Origin of the sequence: Sphingomonas sanguinis NBRC 13937, assembly GCF_001591005.1 — a bacterium.
Lineage (GTDB): Bacteria > Pseudomonadota > Alphaproteobacteria > Sphingomonadales > Sphingomonadaceae > Sphingomonas > Sphingomonas sanguinis.
Genome location: NZ_BCTY01000058.1, coordinates 1 through 17,944, shown reverse-complemented (window position 1 = coordinate 17,944; position 17,944 = coordinate 1). Strand labels below are relative to the sequence as shown.

The 17,944-nt window shown below is 66.8% G+C and carries 18 protein-coding genes and 1 tRNA gene; 14 read left to right on the top strand and 5 right to left on the bottom strand.

All coding sequences use genetic code 11. The features are described from left to right. Positions 1-97 precede the first annotated feature (97 nt). Positions 98-475 carry a cell cycle two-component system response regulator CpdR gene (gene cpdR / locus SSA01S_RS16685; RefSeq protein ID WP_058718290.1) on the top strand — a complete coding sequence of 126 codons (378 nt, stop codon included), beginning with the start codon at positions 98-100 and terminating at the stop codon, positions 473-475. A gap of 44 nt (positions 476-519) precedes the next feature. Then, positions 520-594: transfer RNA gene (locus SSA01S_RS16680), tRNA-Val, on the top strand. 40 nt (positions 595-634) lie between these two features. Here the strand turns inward: SSA01S_RS16680 and SSA01S_RS16675 are convergent. Then, the gene (locus SSA01S_RS16675) at positions 635-1,048 is read right to left on the bottom strand and encodes a DUF6508 domain-containing protein (RefSeq protein ID WP_061781284.1); all 414 of its coding nucleotides are present in this window, start codon (positions 1,046-1,048) and stop codon (positions 635-637) included. 58 nt (positions 1,049-1,106) lie between these two features. Here SSA01S_RS16675 and SSA01S_RS16670 point away from each other — a divergent pair, with 58 nt between their 5' ends. Genes SSA01S_RS16670 through SSA01S_RS16650 form a run of 5 tightly spaced genes read left to right on the top strand, consistent with a single transcriptional unit; the run spans position 1,107 to position 5,362 of the window. Beyond that, positions 1,107-1,391 carry a hypothetical protein gene (locus SSA01S_RS16670; RefSeq protein WP_061781283.1) on the top strand — a complete coding sequence of 95 codons (285 nt, stop codon included), beginning with the start codon at positions 1,107-1,109 and terminating at the stop codon, positions 1,389-1,391. A gap of 32 nt (positions 1,392-1,423) precedes the next feature. After that, positions 1,424-1,855: a periplasmic heavy metal sensor gene (locus SSA01S_RS16665; protein WP_061781282.1), complete on the top strand. Its 432-nt coding sequence runs from the start codon at positions 1,424-1,426 to the stop codon at positions 1,853-1,855. An 8-nt stretch (positions 1,856-1,863) separates the two neighbouring features. Further along, complete coding sequence (locus tag SSA01S_RS16660; RefSeq protein WP_061781281.1) at positions 1,864-2,427, top strand: RNA polymerase sigma factor; 564 nt, start codon at positions 1,864-1,866, stop codon at positions 2,425-2,427. Positions 2,428-2,459: 32 nt separating this feature from the next. After that, on the top strand, positions 2,460-4,247 hold the full coding sequence (locus SSA01S_RS16655; protein ID WP_082795156.1) for a copper resistance system multicopper oxidase: 1,788 nt from the start codon (positions 2,460-2,462) through the stop codon (positions 4,245-4,247). Next, the gene (locus SSA01S_RS16650; protein WP_061781280.1) at positions 4,244-5,362 is read left to right on the top strand and encodes a copper resistance protein B; all 1,119 of its coding nucleotides are present in this window, start codon (positions 4,244-4,246) and stop codon (positions 5,360-5,362) included. Before SSA01S_RS16655 ends, SSA01S_RS16650 begins: the two co-directional genes overlap by 4 nt. 1 nt (position 5,363) lies before the next feature. Here the strand turns inward: SSA01S_RS16650 and SSA01S_RS16645 are convergent, their stop codons facing one another. After that, positions 5,364-5,978: a DUF1826 domain-containing protein gene (locus SSA01S_RS16645; protein ID WP_061781279.1), complete on the bottom strand. Its 615-nt coding sequence runs from the start codon at positions 5,976-5,978 to the stop codon at positions 5,364-5,366. Between the two features lie 138 nt (positions 5,979-6,116). Continuing rightward, positions 6,117-7,427, bottom strand: a complete 1,311-nt coding sequence (locus tag SSA01S_RS16640) for a sugar MFS transporter (RefSeq protein WP_061781286.1) — start codon at positions 7,425-7,427, stop codon at positions 6,117-6,119. 184 nt (positions 7,428-7,611) lie between these two features. Between SSA01S_RS16640 and SSA01S_RS16635 the strand changes: the two genes are divergently transcribed. Further along, positions 7,612-8,706, top strand: a complete 1,095-nt coding sequence (locus tag SSA01S_RS16635) for an aldose epimerase family protein (protein ID WP_419722824.1) — start codon at positions 7,612-7,614, stop codon at positions 8,704-8,706. Between the two features lie 13 nt (positions 8,707-8,719). Further along, positions 8,720-10,528, top strand: coding sequence for an IlvD/Edd family dehydratase (locus SSA01S_RS16630; protein ID WP_061781277.1), 1,809 nt, complete (start codon positions 8,720-8,722; stop codon positions 10,526-10,528). Positions 10,529-10,580: 52 nt separating this feature from the next. Here the strand turns inward: SSA01S_RS16630 and SSA01S_RS16625 are convergent, their stop codons facing one another. Beyond that, a complete protein-coding gene (locus SSA01S_RS16625) occupies positions 10,581-10,955 on the bottom strand; it encodes a hypothetical protein (RefSeq protein WP_061781276.1) in 375 nt (124 codons plus the stop codon). 191 nt (positions 10,956-11,146) lie between these two features. Here SSA01S_RS16625 and SSA01S_RS16620 point away from each other — a divergent pair, with 191 nt between their 5' ends. Genes SSA01S_RS16620 through SSA01S_RS16610 form a run of 3 tightly spaced genes read left to right on the top strand, consistent with a single transcriptional unit; the run spans position 11,147 to position 13,995 of the window. Further along, positions 11,147-12,292: a fumarylacetoacetate hydrolase family protein gene (locus SSA01S_RS16620; protein WP_061781275.1), complete on the top strand. Its 1,146-nt coding sequence runs from the start codon at positions 11,147-11,149 to the stop codon at positions 12,290-12,292. Between the two features lie 11 nt (positions 12,293-12,303). Beyond that, entirely contained in the window at positions 12,304-13,092 is a 789-nt protein-coding gene (xylB, locus tag SSA01S_RS16615) for a D-xylose 1-dehydrogenase (protein WP_170171581.1), read from the top strand. Positions 13,093-13,131: 39 nt separating this feature from the next. Beyond that, positions 13,132-13,995, top strand: a complete 864-nt coding sequence (locus SSA01S_RS16610; RefSeq protein ID WP_061781273.1) for an SMP-30/gluconolactonase/LRE family protein — start codon at positions 13,132-13,134, stop codon at positions 13,993-13,995. 246 nt (positions 13,996-14,241) lie between these two features. On the opposite strand, the gene SSA01S_RS16605 is transcribed toward SSA01S_RS16610, so the two are convergent. After that, positions 14,242-15,012, bottom strand: coding sequence for a FadR/GntR family transcriptional regulator (locus SSA01S_RS16605; RefSeq protein ID WP_061781285.1), 771 nt, complete (start codon positions 15,010-15,012; stop codon positions 14,242-14,244). A gap of 110 nt (positions 15,013-15,122) precedes the next feature. Here SSA01S_RS16605 and SSA01S_RS16600 point away from each other — a divergent pair, with 110 nt between their 5' ends. Together SSA01S_RS16600 and araD1 are read left to right on the top strand one after the other, a co-directional pair. Beyond that, on the top strand, positions 15,123-16,646 hold the full coding sequence (locus SSA01S_RS16600; protein WP_061781272.1) for an aldehyde dehydrogenase (NADP(+)): 1,524 nt from the start codon (positions 15,123-15,125) through the stop codon (positions 16,644-16,646). Between the two features lie 71 nt (positions 16,647-16,717). Beyond that, positions 16,718-17,710 carry an AraD1 family protein gene (gene araD1 / locus SSA01S_RS16595; protein ID WP_061781271.1) on the top strand — a complete coding sequence of 331 codons (993 nt, stop codon included), beginning with the start codon at positions 16,718-16,720 and terminating at the stop codon, positions 17,708-17,710. Positions 17,711-17,944 lie beyond the last annotated feature (234 nt).

The window sequence follows — 17,944 nt, the reverse complement described above, 5'->3', positions numbered from 1 at the left end:
GGGCCAGTGCGGGGGCGAGGGAAGTCGTGCATCTGGTCTGGAAATCTTAACGGCCGCTCCGTTAAGCTCGCGGTGTACGATGAATCGGGATCACACAATGTTTCATATCCTGCTGGCCGAAGACGACGAGGTCATGCGCGAATATCTGTCGCGGGCGCTGACCCGGTCGGGATACCGGGTGACGGCGGTGGACCGGGGCACGGCGGCGATCCCGCTGCTCGAAAGCGAACGATTCGACCTGCTGTTGACCGATATCGTCATGCCCGAGATGGACGGCATCGAACTGGCCCAGCGCGCCGCCGCGATGGTGCCCGACCTGCGCGTGATGTTCATCACCGGCTTTGCGGCGGTCACGCTGAAGGCCGGACAGGCGGTGCCCAACGCCCGCGTCCTGTCCAAACCCTTCCACCTGCGCGACCTGGTGATGGAGGTGGACAGACTTTTTCAGCCGGAATCGGCCGATGGTGCGATTTAGGGGTTGCCAGCCCGGCCGAACCTGCTAATTGGCCCACCTCCGGCGGGCGTGTAGCTCAGTGGTAGAGCACTGTGTTGACATCGCAGGGGTCGCAAGTTCAATCCTTGCCACGCCCACCATCGAAAACCCCGCTAGGCCAACGGCTTAGCGGGGTTTTTGTTATGTCGGGTCCGACGCCGCCAGGACGGCCGCGCGTTCGGCGATGGCGCGCATCAGGCCGGTGGCGAAGGCCTGGGCCAGCGATCCCTCCACAAAGCGTTCGGATCGCATCTGGTACGTCAGGGCCCAGCCCAGTTGTTCGACGCTCGCACCGGCTATGGCGGCCGAATCCTGGGCAAGGCGCGTAAGGCTGGCGCGCGCTTCGGCATCCTTCACCGCCAGGTAATGGCTTGCGACATCCTCGGTGGAGATCGCCGCGACGAAGGCGGACGCCGTTTCCGACAGGCGGAACCAGGGCAGGGACAGTACGCCCTCGGGGGAGCGCGTGACCTCGGCCCATTCGCCCGCGACGAAATCGGGCGCCGCCAACAGAGGGGCGAAGGCGGCGATGTTGCGGAGCGTGCGCTGATCCATATGCTGTTTCTATCCGAGCCATGAGGGTTCGGCACCTTTTGCGCGTAAGGCTTGTATCATGACCGACTTGTTCGACCGCGATCTTGCCCGGCTGGCCCGCAGCGCGCCGCCCGCCGCCCTGGATGACCTGGAGCAGCGGATCGCCGCTGCGATCGGCAGTGCACCTTCGGCGGAGCCCGGTTTCGGACGAGGTATGGCGCTGGCCGGGGCGGCGGCGCTGATGCTGGGCGTGGCCGGGGGCGGCATCATGGCGGGGCGGAGCGAGGCGCGGGATCGACCGCCGGTCGTGGTGGCCGCGCTCGATACCGGTCTGGCCCCCTCCACCTTGTTGCTTGGGCGATGAGCGGGGTGGGGAGCGTGTTGGGGAGCGGGGCGATGCGCCGCCATCTCCTGACCATGACGATCGCCTTTGTCGCGGCGCTGGCGGGTGTGGCGATCGGGTGTCGGCTGTTGATGCCCGTCCCGGCGCCGCAAAGCGATATTCACACCTTGGTCCACCGCGAGATCGCGCTCGACGCGCGGCAGAGCGCGGCTCTCGACCAGTTGGAGGTCCGGTTCGCGGTCACGCGTGCCGGTCTGGAAGCACGGCTGCGCGCCGACAACGCGCGGCTGGCCGCGGCGATCGAGGCGGAGCATCGCGATGGCCCGCGTGTCGCCGCCGCGATCGATGCGGTCCATCATTCCATGGGCGATCTGCAAAAGGCGACGCTGGCGCCTGTCTTTGCGATGCGCGGCGTTCTTCGCCCCGATCAGGCGGCTACCTTCGACCGGCTGGTGGTGGCCAAGCTGACCGACACCGCACGGTAAACGGGGGCGTGGGCGAGCGTGACTGGGCCGGGCTGGCGGATGGCGATCTGGTCGCGCTGGCGCGGGCCGGGCGGCCGGGGGCCTATGCGGCGATCGTCACCCGGCACAAGGCGGCGCTGTATCGCCTGATCCTGGCGCATGTCCGCGATGCCGACGAGGCGTTGGATCTGGTGCAGGAGAGCTTCGTCTCGGCGCATGACGCGCTGGCCCGGTTCGATCCGGCACGCTCGCTGCGCGCCTGGCTCAGCGGCATCGCGCTCAACAAGTGCCGGGACTGGGCGCGGCGGCGGCGGGTGCGGGCGATGCTGTCGCGCGTGCTGCCGGTCGCGGCGGCGGAGGCGGTGGCCGACGACCGGGTCGGCACCGAGGCAGCAGCGATCGAGCGCGATTCGCTGGCGCACACGCTGGCCGCGCTCGATTCGCTGCCCGAGGGGTTGCGGAGCCCGCTGATCCTGTGCGCGATCGAGGGGCTGAGCCAGGCGGAGGCGGCCGAGGCGCTGGGGCTGAGCGTTAAGGCGATCGAATTGCGCATCCGCCGCGCTCGCGCCGCCTTGCGAGAAAAGACCGGGTGAGGGGCGCGCGCGCCGCGTGCGTATAGCGGGGCATGATCGATACCACGACCGTGATGCGCCGCCGCGACCTGCTCGCTGGCAGCGTCGGGCTGAGTGCCTTGGCCGCCATGCCCGCCTGGACGCAGAGCCACGGTGCCGGCCTGGCGCCTCGCGCCGTGTTGAGCGGGCCCGACATCACCCTGACCGTCGCGCGCCAGCATATGATGATCGACGGCAAACCCTATCACGCGATCGGCATCAATGGCGCGGTGCCCGCTCCGCTGATCCGCCTGCGCGAGGGGCAGACGGCGCGGATCACCGTCATCAATGCGATGGACGAGGAAACATCGATCCACTGGCATGGCCTGTTGCTGCCCTTCCAGATGGACGGCGTGCCGGGGATCAGCTTTCCGGGCATCCCGGCGGGGGGCCGCTTCACCTATGAGTTTCCGGTCGTGCAGGCGGGGACCTATTGGTATCACAGCCATTCGGGCTTGCAGGAGCAGGAGGGCCATTACGGCCCGATCGTGATCGACCCGGCGGGCCTCGATCCGATCGCGTCGGACCGTGAGCATGTCGTGGTGCTGTCCGATCACAGCGCGCTTCACCCCCATGCGATTTTTCGCAAGCTGAAGCTGCAAGGCGGCTATTTCAATTATCAGAAGCAGACGCTCTCGGGGCTGCTGGCGGGCAGGGACCAGCCGCTGGCGGAGCGGCTGGACTGGGGCCGGATGCGGATGGACCCGACCGACGTGTCCGACGTGACGGGGGCGACCTATCGCTATCTGGTCAACGGCCATGGTCCGGCGGACAATTGGACCGGGCTGTTCACCCCCGGCGAGCGGGTGCGGCTGCGCGTGATCAATGCGTCGTCCATGACCAACTTCAACATCCGCATCCCCGGCCTGTCGCTCAGCGTGGTGCAGGCCGATGGCCAGGACGTGCAGCCGGTCAGCGTCGACGAGCTTCAGATCGCGGTGGCGGAGACCTATGACCTGATCGTCACCCCGACCGAGGACCGCGCCTATACGTTAGTGGCCGAGGCCTGGGACCGGTCGGGCATGGCGCGGGGCACGCTGGCGCCGCGCATGGGCATGGCGGCGGCGGTGCCTGCGCTGCGCACCCGGCCGCTGGCGACCATGAAGGATATGGGGATGGGCGATATGGCGGGCATGAGCCATGATGCACCCGCCGCCGCCTGCCCGCCCGAACATGCCGCGATGGGCCATTGCCAGCCGGGCCCATCCGGCGCGGCCATGGACCATGGTGCGATGAAGCACGACATGCGTGACTTCGCCAACGCGCCCGGCCTGCCACGCACCGTCGTCGTGCAGACGGTCTCACCCATGCCGATGGACCGGACCGGCGAGCCGCCGCAGGGGCTGGCCGATGTCGGGCACCGGGTGCTGACCTATCGCGACCTGAAGAGCGTGGCGGTCAATCCCGACGCCCGCGTACCGTCACGCGCGCTGACCATCCACCTGACCGGCAATATGGAACGCTATATGTGGGCGTTCGACGGGGTGAAGCTGAACGCTGTGACCGCGCCGATCCCGTTCCGGCTGGGCGAGCGGGTGCGGGTGACGCTGGTCAACGATACGATGATGGCGCACCCGATCCATCTGCATGGCCATTTCTTCGAACTGGTGACCGGGCATGGCGACCATGCCCCGCGCAAGCACACGGTTAATGTCGCGCCCGGCGGCACCGTGACCTTCGACCTGACCGCCGATGCTGAAGGCGACTGGGCCTTTCACTGTCACCTTCTCTATCACATGCATGCGGGCATGATGCAGGTCGTCACCGTCCGGCCCGATGCGACCAAGGGAGCGTCGGCATGATCCCGTTCGCGCTCCTGCTCGCCGAACCGCAGCACCATCATGACATGATGCCGGGGATGACGATGCCCGGCATGACTATGGCCGCCCCGAAAAAGCCCAAGGCGAAGCCCGTCGAGCGGACGCCCGCTCGACGCAAGGTCCCGGCCGCCAAGACCGTGACCAGGCCCAAGGCGACGGCCTGCTCGTCGGAACACGCCGCCATGGGCCATTGCACGCCCGCCCAGATGCCAGCGGCGATGGATCATGGCGCTATGCCGGGCATGGCGTCGATGCCCGCCGCTGGTAAGGAGGGCTGCTCGCCCGAACACGCGGCGATGGGGCATTGCCAACCAGCCGCCGCCCCGACCGGTGGTCAGGCCATGGCTCCCATGGTGATGCCGGGCATGGCCATGGCGGAGGCGGTCGGTCACGAACCGCCGCCCGCGCCACCGACCGATCGTGCCGCCGATCGCTTCTACGACCCCGCCGTCATGGCCGCCGCCAATGCGCAGATGCGCATGGAGCATGGCGGCATGCGTTTTGCGCAGGTCCTGTTCAACCTGGCCGAGATGCAGGTGCGCGACGGCCGCGACGGTTATCGCTGGGACGGCGAGGGCTGGTTCGGCGGCGACATCCACCGGCTGGTCGTCAAGAGCGAGGGCGAGGGGACGTTCCGCGACCGGATCGGCGCGGCGGAGGTGCAGGCGCTCTATGCGCGGGCGATCGACCCCTATTGGAACCTGCAGGCCGGTCTGCGCCAGGATGTCGGCGCGGGCGCGCTTCGGACCTATGCGGTGGTCGGGGTCGAGGGGCTCGCCCCCTATTGGTTCGATGTCGAGGGCGCGCTGTTCCTGTCCGACAAGGGCGAACTCCACGCCCGCGCCGAGGCCTGGGTCGACCAGCGCCTGACCCAGCGCGCCGTGCTGCAACCGCGTGTTGAGGTCAATCTCGCCGCGCAGGATGTGCCCGAGCAGCGCATTGCAGCGGGCCTGTCAAGCATCGAGATGGGCCTACGCCTGCGCTACGAGATCGCGCGCGAGTTCGCGCCCTATGTCGGGGTGAATTGGGAACGGCGCTATGGTCCGGCAGGGGGCGGTGGCGCAGCGCTGGCGCTCGGCATCCGCACCTGGTTCTGACTCAGTCGCGCTCCGGCCATTCGGCGTCGATGACCAGCAACAGCCGCTCTTCGCCGCTGCCCGCGATCGGCGGCGATCGATGGATAATCGCCCGGTCTCCGGCCAGGGCGCGGCCCTTGAACAGGCCGACATCGCCCGCCGCCAACGCGTGCGGCGGCGTGTCGGCATCCGCCCCCAGCGGCAACCACTGGGTCGCCTGTCCGCAATAGGTGGAGATCATCCGCAGCGCGACATAATCGGCATGGAATTTCCAGCAGCCATTGCCGGTGACGCGTTCCAGCCGCACCTCGACCCGCTCTTCACCCGACAGGGACGCGAACAAGGTCGCCAGCCGCCCGGCGTCCTGCGCGACGATCGCATGCCAGGCGCGCGCAGGACCATCGGCGGCGAGCAGGTCGGCTAATATCCGCTCGACCGCCAGCGCGGGCGCTGCGAATCGAACCGATGAGAGGTCACCGATCTCGGACTGGTCGAGCGGCGAGGGGCGTTGCCACACCGCCAGCGTCACCGTCGGATCGTCGATCGCTGCCAAGACGGTCGGCTGGGTGGCGAACGCGACATGATCGGGCAGGGCGGCGGCGGTCTGCTCGGGCAAGAGGGCGAGGTCGGAGGGCACGGGCTTTGGGCTCCACATCAATCAGAATGTAATGTTACAACATTATACCCTAGCAGCAAAGCCCGTGTCGTTCTCCATGCAAAAGGGGGCGGCACCTTGCGGCACCGCCCCCTTGTCGTGTCGATGCGGACGGGTCGCTTACGCGGCCTTGTCGTCCGGGAAGATGTTGGCGGGCTTCGATCCCCACAGGGCATAAGCGAGGACGACGACTTCGCAGGCCATGGTCAGGAAGAACGAGTTCTGCAGGCCGTAATGATCGGCCAGCCAGCCCTGCACGACGACCAGTGCACCACCGGCAATCGCCATGATCATCAGGCCCGACCCTTCCTCGGTCAGCGGACCGAGGCCGCGAATGGCGAGGGTGAAGATGGTCGGGAACATGATCGAATGGAACAGGCCTACCGCGATCAGCGCCCACATGGCCATCGGGCCGGTGGTGAAGGTGGCGATCGCAACGACGACCAGCGCGCCGAAGGCGAAGACGGTCAGCACGCGCTCGGGCGCGATCTTCTGCATCACGAAGCTGCCGACGAAGCGGCCGACCATCATGCCGCCCCACAGCAGCGAGAGGTAGCGCGACGCCTGTTCATGCGTGACGGCGGCAATATTGGGCTGCGACACGAAGTTCACGAACAGGTTCGCGACGCCGATTTCCGCCAGCAGATAGGCGATCATCGTCGGGATACCGAGCGTCAGGTTGCGATGCTTCCACAGCGAATGCTGCTTGCGCTCGGCCTTGGCGGCGCGCTGCGTCGAGGAGCCTAGGGCGGGCAGCGGGAAGCGGGCGATGACGATGGCGAGCACGACCAGCACGATCGCGACCAGCACGTAAGGCAGGATCACCGACTGGGCATCGGCATAACGCTGGGCCTGGGTCAGCGCGACACCCGCCTCGGCGGTGCCGCTGCGGCTGCGGCCGAGGATCAGATATCCGGCGAACAGCGGGGCCAGCGTGGTGCCCAGCGAGTTGAACGCCTGCACCAGGTTGAGGCGCGACGATCCGGTCTCGGGCGGGCCGATGACGGTGACGTACGGGTTGGCCGCCACCTGAAGCAGCGTGATGCCGCTGGCGATGACGAACAGCATGATCAGCGTCACACCGTAAGAGGGCAGGCTGGCGGCCAGCGTCATGCCCAGCGCACCCGCCGCCATGATCAGCAGGCCGATCACGATCGAACGCTGATAGCCGACCCGCTCGATCAGCTTGGCCGAGGGGATGGAGGCGAAGAAATAGGCGATGAACCAGACCGACTCGATCAGCGTGGTCTGCGCATAATCAAGCTCGAACACCGAGCGCAGATGCGGCAGCAACACGTTGTTGATGACGGTGATGAAGCCCCACATGAAGAACAGGCTGGCCAGCAGGGTCAGCGCCGATCCGTAATTGGCGGCCTTTCCCCCGACAGGCGTTGCGCCGTTGGCGCGGGACGTGACGGGTGGTGCGGCCATGGCATTCCTCTCCTTCGCGCCGGTGAACATCGTCAAAAGATGTTCGTTGACCGGCTTGCTCCTGATATTTTGTCTGACTATAGTGACACAAAAGGCGCGTCAATGGCGTCTGGTGACGGAGGGATGAGGCATGTCGAGGGCGTCAATCAAGAGCTTTCTTACTTTGGTAGCGGTAACCTCCGCAATGACTTCTACGGCCGCTCTGGCGAGCGAGGCAAAGCGTGCGCCCGCGGGCCAGTCTTCGGACGGTGCAGCGATCGAGGCGGTGACCCTGACCAACAAGGCCGGGCTGTCGGCGCGCGTCCTGACGTACGGCGCGACGCTCCAGTCGGTGATGGCGCCCGACCGCAACGGCAAGTTCGCCGACGTGCTGCTCGGCTATGACAAGTCCGAAGACTATGTGAACCACCCGAACTTCTTCGGCGTGACGGTGGGCCGCTTCGCCAACCGGATCGGCGGCGGGCGATTCTCGCTGGACGGGCAGAGCTATCAGCTGACGCTGAACGACAAGACCAATTCGCTGCATGGCGGCACCAAGGGCTTCGACAAGCATCTGTGGAAGATCGTGTCGATGAAGGACGGCCCGACCGCCAGCGTGGTGATGGCGCTGACCAGCCCCGATGGCGACCAGGGTTATCCCGGCAAGGTCGATGCCACCGTCACCTATTCGCTGGACGAGGCGGGGTCGCTGACCATCGCGTTCGAGGCGAAGACCGACAAGCCGACCATCGTCAACATGACGAACCACGCGATCTTCAACCTGAACGGCGAAGGATCGCCGCTGGGCGCGACGTTCCACAAGCTGACCATCCCGGCGGCGGCCTATACCCCGGTCGATGCCAAGCTGATCCCGGCCGGCGAGCGTCGCCCGGTGCAGGGTACGGTGTTCGATTTCCGCCAGCCGCGCCTGGTGGCCGAGGGCATTCGGGACGGCAACGACCAGCAGATCCGCTATGGCCAGGGCTATGACCATAACTTCGCGCTCGACAAAGGGCTGACCGCGACGCCGCAGCTGGCGGCGCGACTCGAGGACCCGGCGTCGGGCCGCGTGCTCGAAGTCCTGTCGACCGAGCCGGGCGTGCAATTCTATACCGGCAACTTCCTCGACGGCACCTATGTCGGCAAGAAGGGGCATCTGTACCGCATGGGCGACGGCATCGCGCTGGAGCCGCAGAAATTCCCCGACTCGCCCAACAAGCCCGATTTCGTCTCGCCCCGCGTCGATCCGGGCAAGCCGTACCGCCATACGATGATCTATCGTTTTTCCACCGCTCGCTGACCGAAAGCCTGACATGACCGACACGCCCAACTCCTCCTCGGCGCCGCGCCTGCGCAGCCGCGCCTGGTTCGACAATCCCGAGAATATCGACATGACGGCGCTCTATCTGGAGCGTTATCTGAACTTCGGTCTGAGCCTGGAGGAGTTGCAGTCGGGCAAGCCGATCATCGGCATCGCGCAGAGCGGTTCCGACCTCTCGCCCTGCAACCGCCACCATCTGGTGCTGGCCGAGCGCGTTCGCGAAGGCGTGCGCGAGATGGGCGGCATCGTCCTGGAATTCCCGGTCCACCCGATCCAGGAAACCGGCAAGCGTCCGACCGCTGGGCTCGACCGCAACCTGTCCTATCTGGGGCTGGTCGAGGTGCTGTACGGCTATCCGCTCGACGGCGTCGTGCTGACCATCGGTTGCGACAAGACGACCCCGGCGATGCTGATGGCGGCCGCGACGGTCAACATCCCCGCCATCGCGCTGTCGGTCGGGCCGATGCTCAACGGCTGGCACAAGGGCGAGCGCACCGGTTCGGGCACCATCGTGTGGAAGGCGCGCCAGATGCTGGCGGCGGGCGAGATCGACGATGCGGAGTTCATCCGCCTGGTCGCGTCGTCGGCCCCCTCGACCGGCTATTGCAACACCATGGGCACCGCGACCACGATGAACTCGCTGGCCGAAGCGCTCGGCATGTCGCTGCCCGGTTCGGCCGCGATCCCCGCGCCCTATCGCGACCGCCAGGAAGTCGCCTATCTGACCGGCAAGCGCGTCGTCGAGATGGTGCATGAGGATCTGAAGCCCTCCGACATCCTGACCAAGGACGCGTTCCACAATGCGATCAAGGTCAACTCGGCGATCGGCGGTTCGACCAACGCGCCGATCCATCTGGCCGCCATCGCGCGCCACATCGGTGTCGACCTGCCCGTGCAGGACTGGGAGAGCGAGGGGCACAAAATTCCGTTGCTCGTGAACCTGCAGCCGGCGGGCGAGTATCTGGGCGAGGATTATTACCGCGCGGGCGGCGTCCCCGCCGTGGTCAACCAGCTGATCGAGCAGGGGCTGATCCACGAGGATGCGATGACCGTCAACGGCAAGACCATGGGCGAGAATTGCCGTGGCGTCGCCATCGAGGACGAAAAGGTCATCCGTCCCTTTGCGCAGCCGCTGGTGGAAGAGGCGGGCTTCATCGTCCTGTCGGGCAATCTGTTCGACGCCGCGATCATGAAGACCAGCGTGATCTCCGAGGAGTTCCGCACCCGCTATCTGTCCAACCCGGACGATCCCGACGCGTTCGAGGGACCGGCGGTCGTGTTCGATGGTCCGGAGGATTATCACCACCGGATCGACGATCCCGCGACCGGCATCACGCCCGAGACGCTGCTGTTCATGCGCGGCGCAGGCCCGATCGGCTATCCGGGCGCGGCGGAAGTCGTCAACATGCGTCCGCCCGCCTATCTGATCACCGAGGGCGTGCATGCGCTGCCCTGTATCGGTGACGGGCGTCAGTCGGGCACGTCGGGATCGCCCTCGATCCTGAACGCCAGCCCGGAAGCGGCGGCGATGGGTGGCTTGGCGCTGATCCAGACCGGCGACCGGGTGCGGATCGACCTCAACAAGGGCACCGCCAATATCCTGATCTCCGACGAGGAGCTGGCCGAGCGTCGCAAGACGCTGGCGGCGGCGGGCGGGTATAAATATCCCGCCTCGCAGACCCCGTGGCAGGAAATCCAGCGTTCGGTCGTCGGCCAGATGTCGACCGGCGCGATCCTGGAGGGCGCGGAGAAGTATCAGCGTATCGCCCAGACCCAGGGCCTGCCGCGCGACAATCACTGATCGTGGCGACCGGCCGGGTGGATCATCCCGCCCGGCCGGTCGGCCCAACGGGTCAGGCGTTCGTCAGCCAGGCCAGGGCGGCATCATACGACAGAAAGGCCTCGAGATGCTCGAGCGGGTAGTTTTGCCGGGCCTGGGATTTCAGCGGACTGGAATCGACGACCAGCGCCAGCCAGTCATCTTGTCGATAGTGAGCGAGGATTCCGTCGCGCATCGCCTGGATCAGGGCGGGGGGCATGACCGGAGCGCCGCGCCGGTCGACCAGCACCTTGGCAAAGCCGAAATGACGGCGCGACTTTTCGAGGAACGGTCCGAACGCCCGCCAATAGCGATCGGCGATCTCTGCGCTCCAAGTGCCTTGGGCATGGACATGGATAACATGCCGATCGTCGATCCAGACGGTGAAGGACGGATCTTCGATACGCATGGGCTTCCTCTCCACTGGGGCAGTCGGTGGCGCGATTCGGTCGATCGCGCCCCGAAAGGCCTGCGGTGGGCCGAGGATGACGTATTTTCATCTTTCCGGCAAATGGCGTGCCCGTTCGCGCCCGCGCCAACCGCCTCTTGACCTGAACCGGGCGGCAATCGATACCGCTAACAAATCTGCGGAGAGGACATATGGCCAGCAATCACACCGACCTGACGAACGCTTTGCCGGACGATTGGCGCGACGGGCGGTTCGTCGGTCGGATCGACCGGGGGCACGGCCCATGTCCCATTTTGGTCGAGGGCGGCCAGATATTCGACATGAGCCGCGTGGCCCCCACGGTCTCGGCGCTGCTCGCGGGGGGCCGGATCGACTCGGCCCAGGGCGAGCCGCTGGGTGACTTGGCCGAACTGGGTCTCTCGCCGGAGGAAGGCGCGGCCAACCGCCTGCTGTCGCCGATCGACCTGCAATGCGTGAAGGCGGCAGGCGTGACCTTTGCCGTGTCTGCGCTGGAGCGGGTGATCGAAGAACGCGCGCGCGGCGACCATGCCAAGGCGGCGGGGCTTCGCGGTACGCTGGAAGCGGCGCTGGGCGGCAACATCCGCTCGGTCGTGCCTGGCTCGCCCGAGGCTGCGCAACTGAAGGGCGCGCTGATCGCTGAAGGCCTGTGGTCGCAATATCTGGAAGTCGCGATCGGCCCGGATGCGGAGATCTTCACCAAGTCGCCCGTGCTGTCGACGGTAGGCTGGGGCATGCCGGTCGGTGTGCGTTCCGACTCGACCTGGAACAACCCGGAGCCGGAAGTGGTGCTGGTCGCCGATGCGCATGGCAAGGCCGTCGGCGCGACGCTCGGCAACGACGTCAACTTACGCGATTTCGAGGGGCGCTCGGCGCTGCTGCTCGGCAAGGCGAAGGACAATAATGCGTCCTGCTCGCTCGGCCCGCTCGTCCGCCTGTTCGACGATGGCTTCACCATGGACGATGTGCGGTCGAGCGAGGTCAAGCTGACCATCACCGGCACCGACGGCTATGTGCTGGAAGGCGCCAGCTCGATGGATCAGATTAGCCGCGATCCCGAGGATCTGCTGGGCCAGGCGCTCAGCGAGCATCATTACCCGGACGGCCTCGTCCTTTTCCTCGGCACGTTGTTCGCGCCGACCCAGGACCGTGACGAGCCGGGCCGTGGTTTCACCCACAAGGTCGGCGACACGGTCGTCATCACCAATCCGCGCCTCGGCACGCTGGTCAATCCGGTGATGACCTCGGCCGACGCCCCTGCTTGGACCTTTGGTCTGGGCGACCTGATGCGCAACCTGGCCAAGCGCGGCCTGTTGTGACGGAGACTTCCATGTTGCAGAAGACCAGTGCCGCGACCGACATGGTCGCGCGCTATCCCAGCCTGATCGACAAGCGCGTCATCGTGACGGGCGGCGGCTCGGGCATCGGCGAGGGGCTGGTCGAGGCGTTCGTGGCGCAGGGCGCGCGCGTCGCCTTTGTCGACATTGCGGAAGACGCGAGCCAGGCGCTGGTCGACCGGCTGAGCCCGGATGCCCGCCATGCGCCGATCCATCGCCGCTGCGACCTGACCAACCTCGACAGCCTGAAGACGATCTTTGCCGATCTGGAAGCGGCGCTGGGCGGGGTCGACATCCTGGTCAACAATGCGGGCAATGACGATCGCCACAGCATCGAGGACGTGACCCCGGCCTATTGGGACGAGCGGCTGAACGTCAATCTGCGCCACCAGTTCTTCGCCGCGCAAGCGGTGATCCCGGCGATGAAGCGGGCAGGGGGCGGCGCGATCCTGAACTTCGGATCGATCAGCTGGCACCTGGGTCTGAACGACCTGGTCCTCTACCAGACCTGCAAGGCCGCGATCGAGGGGCTGACCCGCAGCCTCGCGCGCGATCTGGGGCGCGAGAATATCCGCGTGAACACCATCGTGCCGGGCAATGTGCAGACGCCGCGCCAGGAAAAATGGTATACGCCCGAAGGCGAGGCGGAGATCGTCGCGGCTCAGTGTCTCGACGGGCGCATCCAGCCCTCGGACGTCGCGGCCCTGGTGATGTTCCTCGCGTCGGACGATGCGAAGATGTGCACCGGCCACGACTATTTCATCGACGCCGGTTGGCGATAGGACCCTGGAACAAACCGGGCGAGAGCATAGGAGAGAGTGATGCAGCAGGCCGAACATTGCCTGACCGTGGGTGCGACGCTGGGCGAAGGTCCGATCTGGGTCGATGACGCGCTGTGGTTCGTCGATATCAAGCAGCAGCGCATCTACCGTCATGATCCGGCGACCGGCACGCTCGATCACTGGGCCTCGCCCGAAATGGTCGGCTGGATCGTTCCGGCGCAGCGCGGCGGTTTCGTCGCCGGGCTGAAGTCGGGCCCGCATCACTTCGATCCCGCGACCGGCGGTTTCGAGCGGCTGGCCGAGGTGGATACCCATCTGCCCGCCAATCGCCTGAACGATGCGGCGGTCGACGGGCAGGGGCGTATCTGGTTCGGCACAATGGACAATGACGAGACCTCATTGTCGGGCCGACTGTTCCAATGGGCCGCAGGGCTGGTCACCCCGACCAACGCGGAGGCGGTGTGCATCACCAACGGTCCCGCCATCTCGCCCGACGATTCGACGCTCTATCATGTCGATACGCTGGGCAAGGTGATCCTGGCGCATCCGATTCAGGCGGATGGCACGCTCGGCCCGGCAACGGAGTTCGCCCGCTTCGGCGATGCGGACGGCCATCCCGATGGCGCGATCTGCGATGCCGAGGGCGGCGTGTGGGTCGGCTTCTTCGGCGGCTGGGCGGCGCGGCGCTACGGCCCAGACGGGGTGATGACCGACGAGGTGCGCTTCCCCGTATCCAACATCACCAAGATCGCGCTGGGCGGTCCCGATGGCCGCACCGCCTATGCCACCACCGCGCGGCAGGGCCTCTCGGCGGAACAGTTGGAGGAGCAGGGCCAGGCGGGCGACATCTTCACCTTCCGCGCGGCGGTCCCCGCCAAGCCGCTGCACCGCGCGGCCATCTGAGGCTCTGTCGACATTCCTTTATTCCTCCCCTTGCAGGGGAGGTGGCAGGCCGCAGGCCTGACGGAGGGGTGTCCTGGCCCGAGAGGTTGGACCGCAACAACAACTGGGGACACCCCTCCACCATGCTTCGCACGGTCCCCCTCCCCTTGCAGGGGAGGAATGAGAAGAATGTCGGTCCGCTCTAGAAGCCCCCATTCCCGAACCCGGCGTCTCGGGTGGCCCGCTCCGTGCGCGGAGCGGGCCTTCTTATTCCTCCATGGCGCTGCGCGTGTCTTCCAGCGCCAGATCGACGAGCAGCCGCATAGCCTCTCCCGCCCCTTCGACATCGCTCGCGGCGATCGCGTCATAGACCTTCACATGGTCGGGCACGGGATTGCGGGGCAGCGCGCGCGAGCGTTGCTTGAACTGGGTGGTCCAGGCGACCGCCGCGCCGATGCTGGCGGTCAGCACAACCAGCGCGTCGTTGCGAGTCGCGGCCAGCACCGCATTGTGGAAATCACGGTCGGCGGTCCGCCCCGCTTCGGTCGCCAGCGTGTGGCGGCGCATCGCGGCCAGCGCGTCCCGCATCTCCTTCAGATCGGCCTTGTCGCGCCGCTCGGCGGCGAGGCGTGCGGCCGCGGGCTCGACGATCGACCGCAGCTCGAACAGGCTTCGCACGAAATGAATGTCTGGTTCGCCCGAAAAGGCCCAGGCCAGCACATCGGGGTCGAGCAGGTTCCAGCGGTTGCGCGGCAACACGCGGGTGCCCGTCTTGGGTCGGCTTTCGACCAGTCCCTTGGCGCTCAGCACCTGCACCGCTTCGCGGTACGCGCTGCGCGATACGTCGAGTGCTTCCGAAAAAGCGACTTCGCCCGACAGCGTGTCGCCGGGGCGGTACTCGCCCGACACGATCGCCGCGCCCAGCTTGTGCGCGATCGCGCCGTGCAGGCGGCGACCGGTGCCGCGCCGCGTCTTCGGGCTCGACGATTCGGGGGCGGCTTCCGCCTCGATTGCGGGCGGTCCATCGCCCTTCGTCATGATGTCATTCATCGATCTTACCTCTCCACCCCCATCCTTACCCACAACCTTTAACATTGCCATCGCTCCGTCAAACTAATATGTCGGAGTAATATAAAGGAGCTTCCCCTATGACCGATTTCCGTTCGATCGACGCCGCCACCGGCCAGCCGGTGGGCGACGCTTTCGCGGTCCATGGCCCTGCCGATGTCGAGGCGGCATGCGCCGCGGCAGAGGAGGCCTTCGACGTCTATCGCGCCACCTCGCGCGAGGAGCGCGCCGCGTTCCTCGACAAGATCGGTGCCGAGATCATGGCCATCGGCGACGACCTGATCCAGGCGGCGATGCGCGAGAGCGGCCTGCCGCGCGCGCGTCTGGAGGGCGAGCGTGGTCGCACCGTCGGCCAGCTGGGCCTGTTCGCCAAGGTGCTGCGCGCCGGGGCCTATCTGCAGGTTCGTATCGACCCCGCCATGCCCGACCGCCAGCCACTGCCGCGCCCCGACTTGCGCCTGCGCATGGTGCCGCTCGGCCCGGTCGCGGTGTTCGGCGCGTCGAACTTCCCGCTCGCCTTTTCGACCGCCGGTGGTGACACCGCCTCGGCGCTGGCCGCCGGTTGCCCGGTCGTGGTCAAGGGCCACCCCGCCCATCCGCAGACCGGCGCACTGGTTGCCGCCGCCATCGAACGTGCGGTCGAAGCCTGTGGCCTGCCCAAGGGCGTCTTCAGCCACCTGACCGGCCCGAGCAACGAACTGGGTGCCGCGCTCGTCCGTGATCCGCGCATCGCGGCGGTCGGCTTCACCGGCTCGCGCGCGGGTGGCCTGGCGCTCGTCAAGATCGCGCAGGAACGCCCGGTGCCGATCCCCGTCTATGCCGAAATGTCGAGCATCAACCCGGTGGTGCTGATGCCCGAGGCGCTGAAGGCGCGCGGCGCGGCGTTGGGCACCGCCTTCGTCGGGTCGCTGACCATGGGCGCGGGCCAGTTCTGCACCAATCCGGGCCTGCTGCTCGCCATCGAGGGCGAGGGCCTGGACGCATTCGTCGAGGCGGCGCGCACCGCGCTGCCCGAGGCGGCGGCGCAGACCATGCTGACGCCGGGCATCCATGCCGCTTACACCAAGGGCACCGATTCGCTCGCAAGCCATGACAAGGTCGAGACGATTGCGCAGGGCAAGGTGGGCGAGGGCATCACCGCCGGTCGCGCCGCCTTCTTCCAGACCACGGCCGAGGCGTTCCTCGCCGACGAGGCCCTGGGCCATGAAGTGTTCGGCGCGTCGTCGATCCTGGTCCGTTGCCGCGACGAGGCGGAACTGACCGCCGTGCTCAAAGCCGCCGAGGGCCAGCTGACCGCGACGATCCAGATGGATGAGGGCGATACCGACATGGCCGCACGGCTGGTGCCGGTGCTCGAGCGTAAGGCGGGCCGTATCCTCGCCAATGGCTGGCCGACCGGCGTGGAAGTCGCCCATGCGATGGTCCATGGCGGGCCGTTCCCGTCGACCTCGGACGCGCGCACGACCTCGGTCGGCAGCCTCGCGATCGACCGCTATCTGCGGCCGGTGTCGTACCAGAACCTGTCGGCCGCGCTGCTGCCGCAGGATCTGAAGGATGAAGCCGCGGGCACGCTGCCCCGCCTGGTCGATGGCCAGCCGGGCTAAGGAATGACGGGGCGCGGGCCGATCAGGGTCCGCGCCCCTTTTTTGTTGATAAGAGATTAGGGGAGGATTTGATGGCTGATCGTCTGTTGCAGCACCGCGCGCCCTCGGGTGAGCGCTCGGTCATTCTGGCGCGGGGTGACCAGGCAGCGTTCGTGCCGGGCGTCGAGAGCGTGATTGCGCTCGCCCAGCGTGCGATCGCGGAGGGCCGGTCGCTTCTCGATACCGCGCTGGCGTGTGGGCAGGGAGAAAGTGTCGATCTCGCGGCCGAACTGGCGGCGGGACATCTGATCGCGCCGATCGACCATGCCGACCCCGCGCATTGCGTGATGACCGGCACCGGCCTGACCCATCTCGGCTCGGCGGAAGGGCGCGACAAGATGCACCGCGATGCCGCGGCCGCCGCACACCAGACCGACTCGATGCGGATGTTTTTGGAAGGTGTCGAGGGCGGCAAGCCCGGCGAAGGCCAGGTCGGCCAGCAGCCGGAGTGGTTCTATAAGGGTGACGGTTCGCAGTTGGTCGGCCCCGGCGACGCGCTGGAAATGCCAGCCTTCGCACAGGATGGCGGCGAGGAGCCCGAACTGGCGGGCATCTATTTGATCGGCCCCGACGGCACGCCGCATCGCCTGGGCCTGTGCCTCGCCAACGAGTTTTCGGACCATGTGACCGAACGTCATAATTATCTGTGGCTCGCGCATAGCAAACTGCGCCCCGCCGCCCTGGGGGCCGAACTGCTGCTGGGCGAGGTGCCCGAGCATATCGAGGGCACCAGCAAGGTGGCGCGTGACGGCCAGACCATCTGGGAAAAGCCGTTCCTGTCGGGCGAGGCGAACATGTCGCACAGCCTGGCGAACCTTGAGCATCACCATTTCAAATATGCGCTGTTCCGTCGTCCGGGGGACGTGCACGTCCACTTCTTCGGCACGGCGACGCTTTCCTTCTCGGATGGCATTCGTACGGAGGAAGGGGATGTGTTCGAGATCGCGGCCGCTCCCTTCACCCTGCCGCTCGCCAATCCGCTGAAGCGTAGCGAGGATAAGCCGGTGACGATCAGCCGTCTCTAGGGCGGCGGTTCAGGCCGGATATATAAGCAAGGGGCGCTCTTTCCGATGGAAAGGGCGCCCCTTTCGCGTCTGGCGGGCAATTCTTCCGTTGATTCGGGGTGTTAGGGCCGTGTGATTCGGCTCGATACGCACTTTCGGGTGGAAGGTTCCGATTGGAGTGCCGCTCAGCGACACCATCAAGTCACTGTATTTCAGTCATTTTCTGAGTTTTTTACGAAAAAATGAAAATCCGTT

Coding starts and splice junctions, on each gene's coding strand:
- SSA01S_RS16600 (WP_061781272.1), top strand. CDS start 15,123: ATGACCGATTTCCGTTCGATCGACGCCGCCACCGGCCAGCCGGTGGGC.
- SSA01S_RS16655 (WP_082795156.1), top strand. CDS start 2,460: ATGATCGATACCACGACCGTGATGCGCCGCCGCGACCTGCTCGCTGGC.
- SSA01S_RS16640 (WP_061781286.1), bottom strand. CDS start 7,427: ATGGCCGCACCACCCGTCACGTCCCGCGCCAACGGCGCAACGCCTGTC.
- SSA01S_RS16675 (WP_061781284.1), bottom strand. CDS start 1,048: ATGGATCAGCGCACGCTCCGCAACATCGCCGCCTTCGCCCCTCTGTTG.
- SSA01S_RS16625 (WP_061781276.1), bottom strand. CDS start 10,955: ATGCGTATCGAAGATCCGTCCTTCACCGTCTGGATCGACGATCGGCAT.
- SSA01S_RS16635 (WP_419722824.1), top strand. CDS start 7,612: ATGACTTCTACGGCCGCTCTGGCGAGCGAGGCAAAGCGTGCGCCCGCG.
- xylB (WP_170171581.1), top strand. CDS start 12,304: ATGTTGCAGAAGACCAGTGCCGCGACCGACATGGTCGCGCGCTATCCC.
- SSA01S_RS16630 (WP_061781277.1), top strand. CDS start 8,720: ATGACCGACACGCCCAACTCCTCCTCGGCGCCGCGCCTGCGCAGCCGC.
- SSA01S_RS16610 (WP_061781273.1), top strand. CDS start 13,132: ATGCAGCAGGCCGAACATTGCCTGACCGTGGGTGCGACGCTGGGCGAA.
- araD1 (WP_061781271.1), top strand. CDS start 16,718: ATGGCTGATCGTCTGTTGCAGCACCGCGCGCCCTCGGGTGAGCGCTCG.
- SSA01S_RS16605 (WP_061781285.1), bottom strand. CDS start 15,012: ATGACGAAGGGCGATGGACCGCCCGCAATCGAGGCGGAAGCCGCCCCC.
- SSA01S_RS16665 (WP_061781282.1), top strand. CDS start 1,424: ATGCGCCGCCATCTCCTGACCATGACGATCGCCTTTGTCGCGGCGCTG.
- cpdR (WP_058718290.1), top strand. CDS start 98: ATGTTTCATATCCTGCTGGCCGAAGACGACGAGGTCATGCGCGAATAT.
- SSA01S_RS16620 (WP_061781275.1), top strand. CDS start 11,147: ATGGCCAGCAATCACACCGACCTGACGAACGCTTTGCCGGACGATTGG.
- SSA01S_RS16670 (WP_061781283.1), top strand. CDS start 1,107: ATGACCGACTTGTTCGACCGCGATCTTGCCCGGCTGGCCCGCAGCGCG.
- SSA01S_RS16650 (WP_061781280.1), top strand. CDS start 4,244: ATGATCCCGTTCGCGCTCCTGCTCGCCGAACCGCAGCACCATCATGAC.